Consider the following 14,941-nt stretch of genomic DNA (forward strand, 5'->3'; position numbering starts at 1 on the left):
ATGGCGGATACAATGATTCGTATCGGACAATCTGAGATTCAGCATGGCAAAGCAAACGACAGGGTTTATCTGATGAAACTTTCAAAATCGGATTTTCCCGACATTATCGACCAGATTGACGATTTGGTTGTACAAAATAATTACTCAAAGGTTTTTGTTAAGGTGCCCACCTGGGCCAGACAGGGCTTTGAGAACAGGGGTTATACGGTAGAAGCATCTGTGCCGAACTTTTATGACGGCAGTGAGGATGCCATCTTCATGGCACACTATCCCGACCCAAGGCGAAAAGAGCGTGCAGACCATCAAACAATTACTCAGATAATCCGCACAGCAATGATTGCACCCAAGCTTGATGCGCCAGATTTGCCTAACGGCTTTTCTCACGCTGTTTTAACGCCAAAAGATACCGAGGAGCTTGCAACGCTGTACAAAGCAGTATTTAAAAGCTATCCTTTCCCAATATTTGACGCAGGTTATTTAAAAGAGACCATGGCCAGTCATATTGTGTATTTTGGTGTTTGGGAAGGAGTGCGTTTAGTTGCTGCATCCTCTTGCGAGATGGATGTGGCCCACAAAAACGTTGAGATGACCGACTTTGCAACGCTTGACGCCTATCGTGCCAAGGGCTTTGCCTCGTTTTTGCTCACTCAGATGGAGCAGGAAATGTGTCGCCGTGGCATAAAGACGGCCTACACCATTGCCCGTAGCATGTCCTATGGCATGAACATAACCTTTGCCAAAAACCGCTACACCTTTGCCGGTACACTTTTTAACAATACAGATATTTCCGGCGAAATTGAAAGTATGAACGTGTGGTATAAAGCACTATAATAGCGTTATCAGCTAAGGCTTTATCAGCTTTTTGTAGGGGCAGTCCTGTTTGTTCAGAATAAGGTTGAACAAGAGCCGGAGTTTCTTCCAATCAACCCGTTTTTTGCACTGTTTTGCTTGACGGATGGCACCGAAAAAGCTAAACTAAAGTGTAATGTCAAAGAACACTTGGAGGAAGTGCAATGAACAACAGCGATAAAAACATGGAAAAGATCGTAGCCCTGGCGAAGGGGCGCGGCTTTGTTTATTCCGGCTCTGAGATCTACGGTGGTCTGGCCAACACATGGGACTACGGTCCGCTGGGCGTCGAACTTAAAAACAATATTAAACGCGCATGGTGGAAAAAATTTGTACAGCAGTCGCCATACAATGTCGGACTTGACTCCGCCATTCTGATGAACCCACAGGTGTGGGTGGCATCAGGGCATGTGGGGGGTTTTTCCGACCCATTGATGGATTGCCGTGACTGTAAAACCCGCCATCGTGCCGATAAGCTGATTGAAGACCAGACCGGTGTTTCGCCCGAGGGTTGGGAATTTGACCGCATGAAGGCTTTTGTTGAAGAAAAGGATGTTAAGTGTCCTGAATGTGGCAGCACCAACTTCACCGATATTCGCTCTTTCAACCTGATGTTTAAGACGTTCCAGGGCGTAACTGAGGACGCGAAGAACCAGGTTTATCTCCGCCCCGAGACGGCACAGGGTATCTTTGTCAACTTCTCAAACATTCAACGCACCACCCGCCGCAAGGTGCCGTTTGGCGTCTGTCAGATCGGTAAAAGCTTTAGAAATGAGATTACCCCCGGCAACTTCATTTTCAGAACTCGCGAGTTTGAACAGATGGAGCTGGAATTTTTCTGCAAGCCTGGTACCGACCTCGAGTGGTTTGCCTACTGGCGAAAATTTTGCCACGATTGGCTGTTGAATCTCGGCATGACCAATGAGAATTTGCGCTTGCGTGACCACGGACCCGAAGAGCTGTCGTTCTATTCCAAGGCGACCACCGACTTCGAGTTCTTATTCCCGTTTGGCTGGGGCGAACTGTGGGGTATCGCCGACCGTACCGACTATGACTTGAGCCAGCATCAGAATACCTCCGGCAAGGCGATGGATTATTTTGATCAGGAAGCCAACGAGCACTACCTACCCTATGTCATCGAGCCGTCGCTGGGCGCCGACCGCGTTACGCTGGCATTCTTGTGCGACGCCTATGATGAGGAAGTCATCGATGCTGAGAAAAATGACACCCGCGTCGTGCTGCGGCTACATCCGGCGCTGGCTCCGTATAAAGCCTGTGTGCTGCCGCTTTCTAAAAAGCTTTCAGAAAAAGCAATGGAACTCTACAACAGTCTTTCGGAAGATTATATGATCGATTTTGACGAGGCAGGCTCTATCGGAAAGCGTTATCGTCGCCAAGACGAAATCGGAACGCCGCTTTGTATCACCTACGACTTTGAGTCGGAAACCGACGGCGCGGTGACTATCCGTGATCGCGACACGATGGAGCAGGTTCGTTTGCCCATTGCCGAGGTTTCGGATTATATCAAGGGCAAGCTGGTCTTTTGATTTTAAATGTTAATCATAGCTGGTTTTAAATCAGCTATTAGCAGGCAAAGCAACGGGGGGAATCGGTAAAAAAGGGGACTTAAGACGCGCCGCTGGGGCATCTGTGCAGCCCAGGCAATGATCAAGGTCACCTTTTGGTCGCGATTCCCCACTTTTGTCTCCGGACTACAAACTGCACCAACGAGCTGCCAAATGTGCATCAAGATGCGATGATACGTATTTTGTAATGTCCGGTGGAGTCGGTTGCGATGCAAAGAGATCCGGAGGCTGCCTGAAATTGTTGGAAGGGGTAACTCAAGAGCGATGCGACAATCTATGATAACCCGCCGCGCGTGGCTGGAAATTGACTTGGACCGCCTACAATATAATTTAACGCAGCTGCGTGCGCATCTTGCGCCCGGCTGTGAGATTTCGGCGGTCGTCAAAGCCGATGCCTACGGGCAGGGTGCCGTGCCGATCGCCCAGTACCTGCAGCAGAATCAGGGGATTGCCCGGTTTTGTGTGGCCTGCTTTTCAGAGGCGGTTAAATTGCGTGAGGCTGGCATCACCGGCGAAATACTGATACTAGCTTACACAACGCCGGAGTTGACTGGCGAGATATTGAAGTATGATCTAACCCAGTCGGTGGCCTCACCTGAATATGCCTGTGAGCTGGATGAACAGGCGCGGCTGGCGGGTGGGATTGTCAAAATGCATGTCAAGCTGGACACCGGTATGACCCGTACCGGCTTTGACTGTAAAACACCACAGGACATTGCACAGATTGTCAAGGTCTACCAAATGCCCAACCTTTCGGCCGCCGGCACGTTCAGCCACTTTTCTTCGGCGGATGACGGCAGCGAGGGCGCGGATGAATACTGCCATATGCAAATTACGCGTTTTAACGAGGTGATTGCTGCGCTGCGTGAACAAGGTTGTAACCTTGGCACGCTACACATGTGCAATACCGGTGGCATACAAAAATATCCACAGGCGCATTTTGACATGGTGCGTTGCGGTGCGGCAATGGCGGGCTATAACACCGCCGCTCATATCCCCAAATGGGATTTAAAAATTATGAGTGCACTTAAAGTCACGGTTATTTCACTACGCGATGTTCAGCCCGGAACGCCGGTTAGCTACAGCCGAACCTTTAAGGCTGAAAAGCCGCTGCGTGTTGCGGTGCTGTCCATCGGATATGCCGACGGTTACCCGCGCAACCTTTCGCGCGTGGGTCGGGTCATATTGCACGGCAAGTGGGCACGTCAGCTGGGTAACGTCTGTATGGATCAGATGATGGTGGATGTGACCGATATCCCTGGGGTTGAGATAGGCGATGCTGCTACCATTATCGGCGAAGACGGCGGCCTGATTCAGACTGCCGACGATCTCGGCGCGCAGTACGGGTCGTGTATGCACGAGGTGCTTTCGCGCCTTGGGTCAAGGCTGCAAAGGATTTACTATCGCAATGATAAAATAGAGACGATTTTGTAATACGCTTCTATTTGGCGCAATAAAAGGAATAACAAAGCCCGTTTAGGTGCATGTGCTGCACGAAAACGGGCTTTTAATATGCTTGAAGCGGGGCACGGGCTTATACTGATCTTCCGCTAAAAATCAATATTTTCAAGAGGGCTTCTACCCGGCATCATCCGTACCGGTCGAAAAATCCGCTCGTGAATAAGTTTGTTTTTTAATGGGAAATAGTATTGTAGTCAAACTACTTATTGCTGTCTAAAATCTTTGAAACTTTGTACTTGTCGGTTGCTCCGGTGTTCAGTTTAAAGTCGAGGGTATCAGCCATCGCAATCATGTCACTGCGGAAGGCGTCGCCTTTGTAGGCACTGAGCAGTGAGGCTTTAGCGCTGGTGAACGCCGTGCCATCGCCAAGCGTGTCGCGAAGCTCGTAGATGACATAATAGTTGTCGTCCTCATAAAACTCGGGGGTGTTCTGCTTTGTAGAGGTAAAGATTTGGTCGAGCAGCGCCTGTGGATACGAGGTGTTGCCCTTGTTTACCAGCAGCTCCTGCTCCGACTCGACCAGCGGGGGCGTCTCTTCGGTGTTTCCAGCCGCGGCCTGAGCTCGGTCATTTTCTACAACGATAATATCGAACAGCGGTTCGCCAGCTTGTACGCGCGCTTTATAAGCTTCATAGAGCTTTTGCTGCTCGTCAAGCTTACCGCTGTCCAGCGTTTCGCCGGTCAAAATATCACGCTTAGAAAGTACCAGCATCAGTGAACGGCGGTAATTGTCGGTAAAGTAGGTCTTTAGCTCAGATTCCGGCACAGCCTTTTCTCCACCCTCGCCATAATAGGCCTCAAACACCTGATTGGCGAGCTGAGAATTAACGGCGATCGCTTCAGCGGAGGCCAACGAAATGCCCAGCTTCTCAAGGCTGGCGCCCTCGGTACCCCAGGTCTTGTTGAGCGACTGTTTAATAGAGGAGGCAATCGTTTCGTCTAATGTGATGTTAAGACGGGTGGCCTCAGAGGTGACGGCCGCATAAGTCTTAACCAGCTCTACCGTGCGGTTGTTGATCCATTGTTCGGCCTTTACACCGTCGATTTCTTGCGACAGAATATCACCGTAAGGATTGGCAACCTTTTGATATGCCTCGTTCATGGCGTTTACCTGGTTGAAAATATAAATGCCCGCGGGAATAGAGCCATCTTTATAGGTAGCTGCGATCTCCGCCTGCTTGCTGCCGCATCCGGCTAAAGAAACAGCCGCCATACCCAGCGCCAAACCCAGCGCTGCCAGCTTTTTAATGGTCATATTTTTTGTTTCCTCCTTAAATCGTCCGCTATTAATCATAATTATCAAAAACAAGCTATACTATTATACCCTCGCAAAGCGGCAAAGTCCAGCATTGCATTGAGATTTTTGCCATAAAAGCAACTCTCATTGAAAGAAGGCACATTCTGTGTTAAAATAAATGTTTGATTAAGAATTTAAAAAGGATGTTGACAGGATGATAAGACAGGGGTTCAATAATGAAACCTATATCAGGCAGCAGAGCGCAAAGATACGTGAACGCGTCGAACGGTTTGGCGGCAAGTTGTATCTTGAATTTGGAGGCAAGTTGTTTGACGATTTTCATGCGGCCCGGGTGTTGCCCGGTTTTGATTTAAATGGCAAGGTGAAGCTTTTATGGGAACTGCGAGAGCAGGCTGAAATTATTTTTTGCATTAGCGCGACGGCGATTGAAAAGAATAAAGTGCGTTCAGATGTGGGAATCACCTATGACTTGGATGTGCTGCGCCTTATCGACAGCCTGCGCCGCATGGATTTATATATCGGCTCGGTACTCATCACGCAGTATTCCGGGCAGAGTGCCGCCGATGTCTTTCGCAAAAAGCTGGAGATGCGTGGCGAGAGGGTGTATGTGCACACACTGACCAAAGGGTACCCTTCGGATGTGGATACCATCGTCTCGGACGAGGGCTACGGCGCAAACCCTTATGTAGAAACCTCCCGCCCACTGGTGGTGGTCACCGCCCCTGGCCCAGGCAGCGGAAAACTTGCCACCTGCCTGTCGCAGCTTTATCACGACCAAAAGCGCGGCGTCAAGGCGGGTTATGCCAAATACGAGACGTTTCCCGTGTGGAACCTGCCGCTACAGCACCCTGTCAATGTGGCCTATGAAGCGGCGACGGCCGATCTAAAGGACGTCAACATGATTGATCCCTTCCACCTGTCGGCTTACGGCGTGACGACTGTCAATTACAACCGTGATATTGAGGCGTTTCCGGTGGTACGAACCATCCTTAATCGCATCATCGGTGGGGATATTTATGCTTCGCCTACCGATATGGGTGTCAATATGATCGGTAGCTGCATCACCGATGACGAAGCGGTGCGTCAGGCGGCTTCTCAGGAAATTATTCGTCGCTATTTCAAGGCGCGTTGCGACTATAAAAAGGGAGAGGGCGATCTTGAAGCCTGTCAGCGTATTGAGTTCTTGATGAGTTCCTTGGATCTGCGCAGTACGGACAGGCGCACCGTTGCTCCTGCTGTGAAAAAATCGCAGGAAAGCGGCAGAAGCGCGGTGGCGCTTGAGCTGCCCGACGGGCAGATCGTCACCGGAAAATCCTCCGAGCTGATGAATGACACCGCCAGTGTGGTGCTCAATTCCATCAAGCTTTTGGCAGGGCTATCCGATGAAATTCTACTGATCTCGCCGATCGTGCTTGAGCCGATTGTGCGGCTTAAAAAAGAGGTGCTGGGTTCGCGCTATCCGGTATTAAAGCTGGAGGAAGTGTTGCAGGCGCTCTCTATTTCTGCTGCGACCAACCCCACCGCCGAACTGGCGATGAAGCAGCTGCCCAAGCTGCGCGGCTGCGATGCGCATTGTTCAGACATTATTACACAGGCTGACGGCGCAACGTTTTTAAAGCTCGGCATCAACTATACCTGCGAACCGCAGTTCCCCACCAAGGATTTGTATTTTAAATAGGCAACAACAGCCGCCGGGAACATCCGACGGCCGTAGAGCTGGCGCTATTGTATAAATGCTGCCTCAAAGCGGTATTGGGGCATGTATTATAAAGTCTGTCCTAGGCAGTTTTTACGTCCCCTCCTACGCCCTTTTATAGATGGAGGGCGCTGGGAGCTTTGTCCAAAACAAAAACCTCCGCCCGAAATTTTTCAGGGCGGAGGTTTTTATATTACGCGGCGATCACCCGGGCAGCCAATACCGTCATGTCGTCCTCATGATCGGTGATGCGTCTTGCCGACGCGGTTTCGAGCAGTTCCTCACACATCTGCTCCAATGGGCGGTCTGCCAGCGCAATGAGCTGAGAAGAGATCCAGTCGCCGCCCGAGTCGAGCAGGCCGTCTGAAATCATAATGATAAGGTCCCCCTCGGATAGTGAAAGCGTTGTGTGTTTAGCTTCGGCCCCGCTGAGAATGCCCGCGGGCAACGAGGGCGATTCCACCTTGGCACAGCGGCCCTGTCGCAGAATAAAGGTCGGGGCTGCGCCCGCCTTAAAAATATCCAGCCGACAGGTGTATAGATCCAATAGCGCAGCGTCCACGGTACACAATCGCTCCTCTCCGCCGCCAGAAAGCAGGGCGGCGTTGACCAAGCGCAGCGCAGCGGTAAAATCCGCGCCAGCCTTTAAGAGCCGCTCTAAAAGCGAGGTGGTCATAGTGGCGTCAACTGCTGCGGGGCTGCCTACCCCCATGCCATCGCTTAACAGCAGCACGGCGCGGCTCTGCGCACGAGTAATGACGCTGCAGCTGTCTCCGCAGAATCGATTTTGGTTAGCGGCGCGCTGGACAAAAGCTGTTTCGAGCGCGTAATGCGCTTTTGCTGTCCAAAACAGGCGGGCAATGGCACCCTCGCACAGCGTTTCGGGCTCTGAAAGCTCCTGTGACACAATCTCGGACAGATCGGCGGTTGTCTCCGGCGGTAGCAGGCGCGACACCTTATGTAACGGTAGTTCAATTAAAAGGCTGACATGCTGCTGCGCGTCAAGGTAGCAGCAGATTGACCCGGCTTCGCAGTTTTTGGCGGCTAAATATTTGGAGATGGCGTCGGTAGTGGTTACAGGCGCGCTGGTATATTCGCTGAGCTGTTCCTGCAGCGAAGCTAACAGCAGCCCCATTCCGCTGAACTGATCGCTAGAGACGCTGCGCAACTGCGCGGCGTGCCGCTTTTCGGCGCGACGGTTTAAATAACCGCCGGTTTGATCGTTGATGGCGGCCAGCAGCTTTTCGGTGTGTAAGCACTTGAAGTGTGTTGGGAAATCTGCCATAACTGCCTTGTGGCCACTACGAGCCACCGCAAAAACATGGTTTAGCGCATCGGCGGTTTCCTCGTAATTACTCTGCCAGCATCGGGGTGAATCTTTGCAGCTCTTACAAACCTTGGCACAGGCCTTTGCCAGAACCGACTCAATGGGGTCGCCGTTTAAAGCGTCAAGTTTTTCTGAGACTTGGCCGGTGACTGAAGCGATGTCGCACAGGGCATGACGGGTGCGTGAAAGCTGTGATATGACCACCCGCCGTATCATTTCGCCTTCGGCCGAGTCGGCGGCGCGAGCCAACCCCAGCCGGCGCAGAAGCGAGGCTGGTATGATCATCAGAATGGCCGCAGCCAACATGCACTCAATAAACAATGTTGTTGCCGGACCTGCGTTGTTTTGTGCAATCAGCGCTAGCATTGCGGCGACAGTCATGGCGGCGGCGGCACCAAGGCGTCCGAGCGGTGCAAAAATACCTGCGGCTAATCCGCCTGCACAAAATACGGCCAAAAGTTGTGGCTCGCCTGCAAGGGCGGCGGCCAAGCCCGCCGTGACAGCGGCAGCGGCACTAAAGCCCGAGCCGGCAAAGCAGCCGCAGCATAAAATGACAGCTAGGGCACAGACGCGAGCGGGGGAGATCCCTGCCACTGTAAAGGCACTTAGCCCCATATAAATTACTGCCAGCCAGATGCCGGTGCAGACGCCGTTTGTTCGGGTGAGGCCGGTACCCTCGCGCAGCGCGCGGTAGGATTTTGCAAACAAAATGCCAGCTGTGGCGGTAATGGCCGTCTCACAAAAAACCATGACAAAACCATAGAGATTTCGATCCCCTGAAATAGCAATGGCCAACCCGGTGGTGGCGATGGTTGCCGAAGCGAGCAGAGGCGAAAAAACGTGCATGCGTGCCTTTGAGATGAATGAAAAGGCCCAGCGCAGCGCCAACAAAAGTACTAGGCAGGCCATATAACGCAGCGTGCCGTTGCCTTTTAGCAAAAACAGATAGCCGAGAGTTGCTCCGACGGCGGAGGCGATAGCCTGATCGGGCGGCGCAGCGCCCGCCCATGCCACCCCAAACGGGGCGGCGGTGAGCATGATGGAAGCGCCGCTCATAACAAAGCCGATTATGGCAGCGCCGATCTGCTCCAACGGTCCGGTGGCCTCGCGCAGCCTGCCAAACAGACGTGAAGAAGCGGTGGCGGAAATAGACATGGAATGGCCCCCTTATAGGTTTGATGGAAAATACTGTAAAATTAATTTTAAGCTTGTCCACCAAAAAAAGCTGTCGTTTCGCATAAGAGAAACAGCGGTAAATAAGTGAATTTATTGGGATTCTTGACAATGCCGCGCGACTAGCCTAATATAATATCGTTAAGGCTATAAAATGGAAATATCCTTAGATTTAAATTAAGCTTCAAATATGGAGGAATCACGATGATCGACCACAGCCATCCGCGCACACGTTTTGCACCCAGCCCCACCGGATATATGCATGTAGGCAACCTGCGCACGGCGCTCTATGCTTATCTTGCCGCCAAAGCCGATGAAAACGGCGTGTTTATACTCAGGGTGGAAGACACCGACCAAGAACGCTTTGTGGAAGGTGCCATGGATGTGATCTATCAGACCCTCAAAGAGACCGGGCTGGTCTGGGATGAGGGCCCCGACGTAAGCGGACCGGTCGGACCATATATCCAGTCGGATAGAAAGAGCATCTACGAGAAATATGCCCAGCAGCTCATCGACCAGGGCGATGCGTATTACTGTTTTTGTGACAAAGAGCGTCTCGATGAAATGAAGACGCTACAGCGCGCTTCAAATATTGCCCCCAAATATGACCGCCACTGCCTGTCGCTTTCCAAGGAAGAGATTGCGGACAAGCTCAAGGCCGGTGTGCCGCATGTTATCCGTCAGCGCATTCCAGACAGCGGTACCGTCACTTTTCACGATGAAATCCGCGAGGGTATCACCGTTGAGTGTAATACGTTGGACGACCAGGTGCTGATCAAGGCCGACGGTATGCCCACCTATAACTTTGCAAATGTTGTGGATGATCATCTCATGGGCATCACGACCGTTATTCGCGGTACCGAATATCTGTCCTCTGCGCCTAAATATAATCTGTTGTATCAGGCGTTCGGGTGGGAGATCCCCAAATATCTGCACTGTCCGCCGGTTATGAAGGATGCGACTCAGAAGCTTTCAAAGCGCAATGGTGACGCCTCTTATCAGGATCTGGTGGCCAAGGGCTATTTAAAAGAAGCAGTGCTCAACTATATTGCGCTGCTCGGCTGGAGCCCACGTAGCGGGCAGGAAATTATGACGCTCGACGAGATGAAAAAGGATTTTTCGATCTACGACGTCTCAAAATCCCCGGCAATTTTTGACCCTATCAAGCTTAACTACGTCAACGCCGAATATATTCGCCGCATGTCGCCTGAGCAATTTTTAGAGGTTGCACTGCCGTGGATGAAGCAGGCTGTCAAGCGTGAGGATGTTGACTTTGCGCTGTTGGCCGAGGCGCTGCACCCCCGCTGTGAGGTGTTGGGCGATATTCCCCCGCAACTTGATTTTATCGACGCGCTACCGGACTACGACATCGCACTTTACACCTCAAAAAAGATGAAAACGAACCCCGAAGTGGCGCTGGATTCTCTAAAACAGGTTCGCCCGATTCTTGAGGGTATAGAAAGCTTTACCGTTACAAACATTCACGATACGTTATTTGCCCTCATCGAAAAATTAGGTTGCAAAAATGGCATCATTCTCTGGCCGCTGCGCGTTGCAGTCAGCGGCAAGCAGTTTACTCCCGGTGGCGGCATTGAGATTGCAGCCGCTATAGGCAAAACCGACGCACTTTCACGTATTGACGCCGGAATCAAAAAGCTTGAAGCGGCAGTAAAATAAACGGTTAGGAGACCTTGACAGCTATGTATCGCAATGTGATGGAAAGGCTCGTTGAAGCTAAAGTTGACAGACTTTGGAAAAACCACACAGGATGCACCTGCGCGCGATGCCGCGAAGATGTGATCGCCTTAGCACTCAACAATCTGCCGCCGAAATATGTTGTCAGCGACGCAGGCGCGCTCTTTGTAAAAATGACGCAGCTTGAAAATATCAATGAAGTCGAAATTACCAGGCAGGTAGCCGCTGCGATGAAAGTCGTAGACGAGTCGCCTCACCATGACGAATAATTAAAGGGAGTGTTTGTATGCAATACACGATTTCCGACAACATGAATGGTGTTCAGGGTTCCATTATTCGCGAACTTTTTAAGCTGGCCAAGGACCCCAACATGATTGCATTTGGCGGCGGTAATCCTTCTTCCGAGTCGTTCCCCGTCGATGCCATTGCCAAAATAACTGCCCAAGCGTTTAAAGAGGATGCCGTTTCGGTGTTGCAGTACGGCTTGTCAGAGGGCTACACTCCCTTGCGCGAGACGATGAAAAAGCATCTTGCTAAGGTCGAAGGCATTGATTTTGAAGAAAACGAACTATTGATCGTCTCCGGCGGGCAACAGGCCGCCGACCTTGCTACCAAGGTGCTGGTTAACCGCGGCGACGTCATTCTAACCGAAGAGCCGGCCTTTGTTGGCTGCTTGAACACCTTTCGCTCCTATGGGGCTAAGTTGGTTGGCGTACCGGTAGAAAGCGACGGCATTAATGTCGATAAGTTGGAAGAAGCGCTTAAAGCCAACGACAACGTACGCTTTTTGTATACCATCCCCAGCTTTCAAAACCCGAGCGGCATCACCATGTCGGCTCAAAAGCGTAAAAAGGTCTTTGAACTGTGCCAAAAGTATGACGTCATGATCTTTGAAGATAACCCTTACAGTGAGTTGCGTTTCAGTGGGGAGAGCCAAAAGCCCATTAAGGCGCTGGATACCGATGGCCGGGTTGTTTATGCCGGCAGTTTTTCAAAGGTAATGGCACCGGCCTTCCGCTTGGGATTTATCGTGTTTAATAAAGCCCTCACCAGCCGGTTCACAGTTGCTAAGCAGTGTACAGACGTACACTCCACCGTTTTGTTCCAGTACATCGTCAACGAATACATGACAAAGCACGATTATCAGGCGCACATCGACCACACCCGCGAAATTTACCGCAGGAAATGTGATATCATGTTGGGCGAGATGGAGAAGAAGTTCCATTCTTCTGTGTCTTTCAACCGGCCGGAAGGCGGACTTTTCGTTATGGCGTTCTTGCCTGAGGGCATGGATTCCTATCCCTTTGTGCAGGAAGGTATTAAGCGCGGTGTTTACTGCGTGCCGGGCGTCGCCTTTATGGTGGACGGAGATAAGCCCAACAACGGCTTTAGAATGAATTATTCCACCCCAAGCGATGAGCAGATCGTAAAGGGTGTAGATATTTTGGGTAAGCTGACACACGAGTGGTTTAAATAAGAAGCCCACTTTACGGCGGTGAATGAATTTTGTTACCATAAACAGCTGCCAAATCACGCAACCAAACAGAAAGGGTGAGACCCATGGCTGAAGAAATCAGCACCCAACAGGTTTCTGAAAAGAAAAAAATTGTGCTTTCGGGCATACAGCCCTCAGGGCTTATAACCATCGGAAATTATCTTGGCGCGGTAAAAAATTGGGCCGAAATCCAGGAAAATTATAATTGCCTATTTATGGTCGCCAACCTACACGCCACCACTGTGCGACAGGACCCCGTCGCGCTGCGTAGAAATACGCTGGAGGCGTATGCCATGCTGCTGGCTTGCGGCGTCGATCCGCAGCGTAGCATCGTGTTTATCCAGAGCCACAACCCACACCATACCGAGCTGATGTGGGCGCTCAACTGCTACACCCAGTTCGGTGAGCTCTCGCGTATGACCCAGTTTAAGGATAAATCGGCGCGTTACGCCGATAACATCAATGCCGGACTGTTTACCTATCCGACGCTTATGGCGGCAGATATTCTCTTGTATCAGGCACACTATGTGCCGGTGGGTGAGGATCAGCGGCAGCACGTCGAGCTGACCCGTGACATCGCCCAGCGCGTCAACGGTGTGATGGGCAATGTGTTTACGATGCCGGAGTGCCTGTTCCCTAAAGCGGGTGCAAAGATTATGGCACTGACCGACCCGACCAAGAAAATGAGTAAGTCCGACCCCAATCCCAAGTCTTATGTTGCAGTGCTTGACCCCCGAGATACCATCGTCAAAAAGCTTAAAAGCGCTGTTACTGATTCGGGCAGCGGTATCCATCGCGGCGAGGGCAAAGAGGGGATTGCAAACCTCATGACCATCTACTCAGCGTTCACCAAAAAGAGCGACGAGGAGATTATGCGTGAGTTTGATGGTAAGGGCTACGGCGAATTTAAGGTGGCGGTGGGAGAAACGGTGGCCGATACGTTGGCGCCTGTTAAGGCGGAGTTTGACCGCCTGATAGCCGACAAGGCTTATCTTGAGGGGTGCTATACCGACGGCGTACAAAAGGCGATGCATTTTTCACGGCGTACCCGAGATAAAGTCTATAAAAAGATGGGATTTTCGCTGTAATAGCTTCAACAAACGCTGCGCCTCAACTAGGGGGTGCGGCGTTTTTGTATTTTAGCCGTAAGACACTTTTAATGGTCTGAAGATTTATGTGAGAACGTTGCCCAATATCAGGGAGTCAAGCTTCTTCATATTATTTGCGAACAATGTAAATAATTTATGAAAGCACTTGACAATAGAGAGCGATAATGATAAAGTACATTTAGCACTCAGGTGTCAAGAGTGCTAAACAAGCAGATTAAGGACGATTTTCGCCCGAATAAAAGGGGGCTTACCAATGGCATTGGATAAACGTAAGATGCTTATTCTTGAAGCGGTTGTTGAGCAGTTCATCCGCACGGGCGAACCGGTAGGCTCTAAATTTGTAGCACATGCGATGCAAAATGCCGTTTCCTCCGCCACTATCCGCAACGATATGGTTATGCTTGAGGAAGCAGGTTATTTGGAGCAGCCCCATACGTCTTCTGGCAGGGTGCCCACCCATATGGGGTATCGACTTTACATCGATGAAATGATGAAGACCCGTCCACTGACCGCTGTCGAGCGCGCTGAGATTGACGCACTGTTCAACATCAGAAACGCTGATCCCGACCAGTTATTAGAGGATGCTGCGGTCGCTTTGGCCGAAGTGACGAGGCTGGCGACTATTTCTACTACGATGATTCCCGCGACCGTAACGGTACGTCACATTGAGATTATCCCCGCGGGGCCGCGTACGGTGGTCATTTTGCTTATCGCTTCATCAGGTGTTATTAAAAATAAGGTCTGCCGGGTAGATTTTAACGTCACGCAACCAATTGTTGATTTTTTTGTGAATTTTGCAGACACCCAGCTAGTTGGGCGAAGTCTTGAAGAAATTACTGCATCCTATATCAGCGGTGTCAGCGTCTCTTTAGGAGAATATGCACGGCTATTTATGCCGGTTTTTGCTGCGCTTTATGATTTGGTACGTGAGATTAACGAAGGGCAGTATTTTACGAAAGGCATTACCAATCTGTTGGAATATGCGGAGCTTACACCCGGTGCTTATGAGTTGCTGAGCTTTATCGAACGCCGAAAGGAAATGTTAGATTTAATCGGCTCAAACGATACGCCCGTTCAGATTATGATCGGTCACGAATCGGCGACGAGCCAGCTGGCCGAAAGCTCGGTGATCATCGCGCGTTATAACATCGGACAGAGCGCGGCGGGTGCCATTGGCATCATTGGGCCAACGCGAATGGACTACGCGGGATTAATACCGCATCTGGAATATTTTGCAGAGACACTAGGCAAGCTTTTAAGCGAGACTTATAACGCCTGATACTGTTTATAAC

At 51.0% G+C, this 14,941-nt stretch carries 11 protein-coding genes; 9 read left to right on the forward strand and 2 right to left on the reverse strand.

The window, feature by feature from the left end:
- The 3 genes from ablB to alr all read left to right on the forward strand — a co-directional run bounded on the left by ablB (position 1) and on the right by alr (position 3,869).
- A complete protein-coding gene (gene ablB, locus RBH76_09990; protein ID WMJ83054.1) occupies positions 1–831 on the forward strand; it encodes a putative beta-lysine N-acetyltransferase in 831 nt (276 codons plus the stop codon).
- A 182-nt stretch (positions 832–1,013) separates the two neighbouring features.
- Positions 1,014–2,396: a glycine--tRNA ligase gene (locus RBH76_09995; protein ID WMJ83055.1), complete on the forward strand. Its 1,383-nt coding sequence runs from the start codon at positions 1,014–1,016 to the stop codon at positions 2,394–2,396.
- Between the two features lie 303 nt (positions 2,397–2,699).
- A complete protein-coding gene (gene alr, locus RBH76_10000) occupies positions 2,700–3,869 on the forward strand; it encodes an alanine racemase (protein WMJ83056.1) in 1,170 nt (389 codons plus the stop codon).
- Between the two features lie 226 nt (positions 3,870–4,095).
- Here the strand turns inward: alr and RBH76_10005 are convergent, their stop codons facing one another.
- Positions 4,096–5,151 (reverse strand): hypothetical protein, encoded by a 1,056-nt coding sequence (locus tag RBH76_10005; protein ID WMJ83057.1) that lies wholly within the window; start codon positions 5,149–5,151, stop codon positions 4,096–4,098.
- Positions 5,152–5,350: 199 nt separating this feature from the next.
- Between RBH76_10005 and RBH76_10010 the strand changes: the two genes are divergently transcribed.
- Positions 5,351–6,832, forward strand: coding sequence for a DUF1846 domain-containing protein (locus tag RBH76_10010; GenBank protein WMJ85224.1), 1,482 nt, complete (start codon positions 5,351–5,353; stop codon positions 6,830–6,832).
- Positions 6,833–7,043: 211 nt separating this feature from the next.
- Here RBH76_10010 and RBH76_10015 read toward each other — a convergent pair whose 3' ends face one another.
- On the reverse strand, positions 7,044–9,332 hold the full coding sequence (locus RBH76_10015) for a SpoIIE family protein phosphatase (GenBank protein WMJ83058.1): 2,289 nt from the start codon (positions 9,330–9,332) through the stop codon (positions 7,044–7,046).
- 222 nt (positions 9,333–9,554) lie between these two features.
- Here RBH76_10015 and gltX point away from each other — a divergent pair, with 222 nt between their 5' ends.
- The 5 genes from gltX (at position 9,555) to hrcA (ending at position 14,928) form a co-directional block, all read left to right on the forward strand.
- Complete coding sequence (gene gltX / locus RBH76_10020; protein ID WMJ83059.1) at positions 9,555–11,027, forward strand: glutamate--tRNA ligase; 1,473 nt, start codon at positions 9,555–9,557, stop codon at positions 11,025–11,027.
- A gap of 23 nt (positions 11,028–11,050) precedes the next feature.
- Positions 11,051–11,314, forward strand: coding sequence for a late competence development ComFB family protein (locus tag RBH76_10025; GenBank protein WMJ83060.1), 264 nt, complete (start codon positions 11,051–11,053; stop codon positions 11,312–11,314).
- Between the two features lie 17 nt (positions 11,315–11,331).
- Entirely contained in the window at positions 11,332–12,522 is a 1,191-nt protein-coding gene (locus tag RBH76_10030) for a PLP-dependent aminotransferase family protein (protein WMJ83061.1), read from the forward strand.
- An 83-nt stretch (positions 12,523–12,605) separates the two neighbouring features.
- A complete protein-coding gene (gene trpS, locus RBH76_10035) occupies positions 12,606–13,628 on the forward strand; it encodes a tryptophan--tRNA ligase (protein ID WMJ83062.1) in 1,023 nt (340 codons plus the stop codon).
- Between the two features lie 274 nt (positions 13,629–13,902).
- Positions 13,903–14,928 (forward strand): heat-inducible transcriptional repressor HrcA, encoded by a 1,026-nt coding sequence (gene hrcA, locus RBH76_10040; GenBank protein ID WMJ83063.1) that lies wholly within the window; start codon positions 13,903–13,905, stop codon positions 14,926–14,928.
- Positions 14,929–14,941 lie beyond the last annotated feature (13 nt).

Source organism: Oscillospiraceae bacterium MB24-C1, from assembly GCA_030913685.1.
Classification (GTDB): Bacteria; Bacillota; Clostridia; order Oscillospirales; family Ruminococcaceae; genus Yanshouia.

Coding starts and splice junctions, on each gene's coding strand:
- RBH76_10030 (WMJ83061.1), top strand. CDS start 11,332: ATGCAATACACGATTTCCGACAACATGAATGGTGTTCAGGGTTCCATT.
- ablB (WMJ83054.1), top strand. CDS start 1: ATGGCGGATACAATGATTCGTATCGGACAATCTGAGATTCAGCATGGC.
- alr (WMJ83056.1), top strand. CDS start 2,700: ATGCGACAATCTATGATAACCCGCCGCGCGTGGCTGGAAATTGACTTG.
- RBH76_10025 (WMJ83060.1), top strand. CDS start 11,051: ATGTATCGCAATGTGATGGAAAGGCTCGTTGAAGCTAAAGTTGACAGA.
- hrcA (WMJ83063.1), top strand. CDS start 13,903: ATGGCATTGGATAAACGTAAGATGCTTATTCTTGAAGCGGTTGTTGAG.
- trpS (WMJ83062.1), top strand. CDS start 12,606: ATGGCTGAAGAAATCAGCACCCAACAGGTTTCTGAAAAGAAAAAAATT.
- RBH76_09995 (WMJ83055.1), top strand. CDS start 1,014: ATGAACAACAGCGATAAAAACATGGAAAAGATCGTAGCCCTGGCGAAG.
- gltX (WMJ83059.1), top strand. CDS start 9,555: ATGATCGACCACAGCCATCCGCGCACACGTTTTGCACCCAGCCCCACC.
- RBH76_10005 (WMJ83057.1), bottom strand. CDS start 5,151: ATGACCATTAAAAAGCTGGCAGCGCTGGGTTTGGCGCTGGGTATGGCG.
- RBH76_10015 (WMJ83058.1), bottom strand. CDS start 9,332: ATGTCTATTTCCGCCACCGCTTCTTCACGTCTGTTTGGCAGGCTGCGC.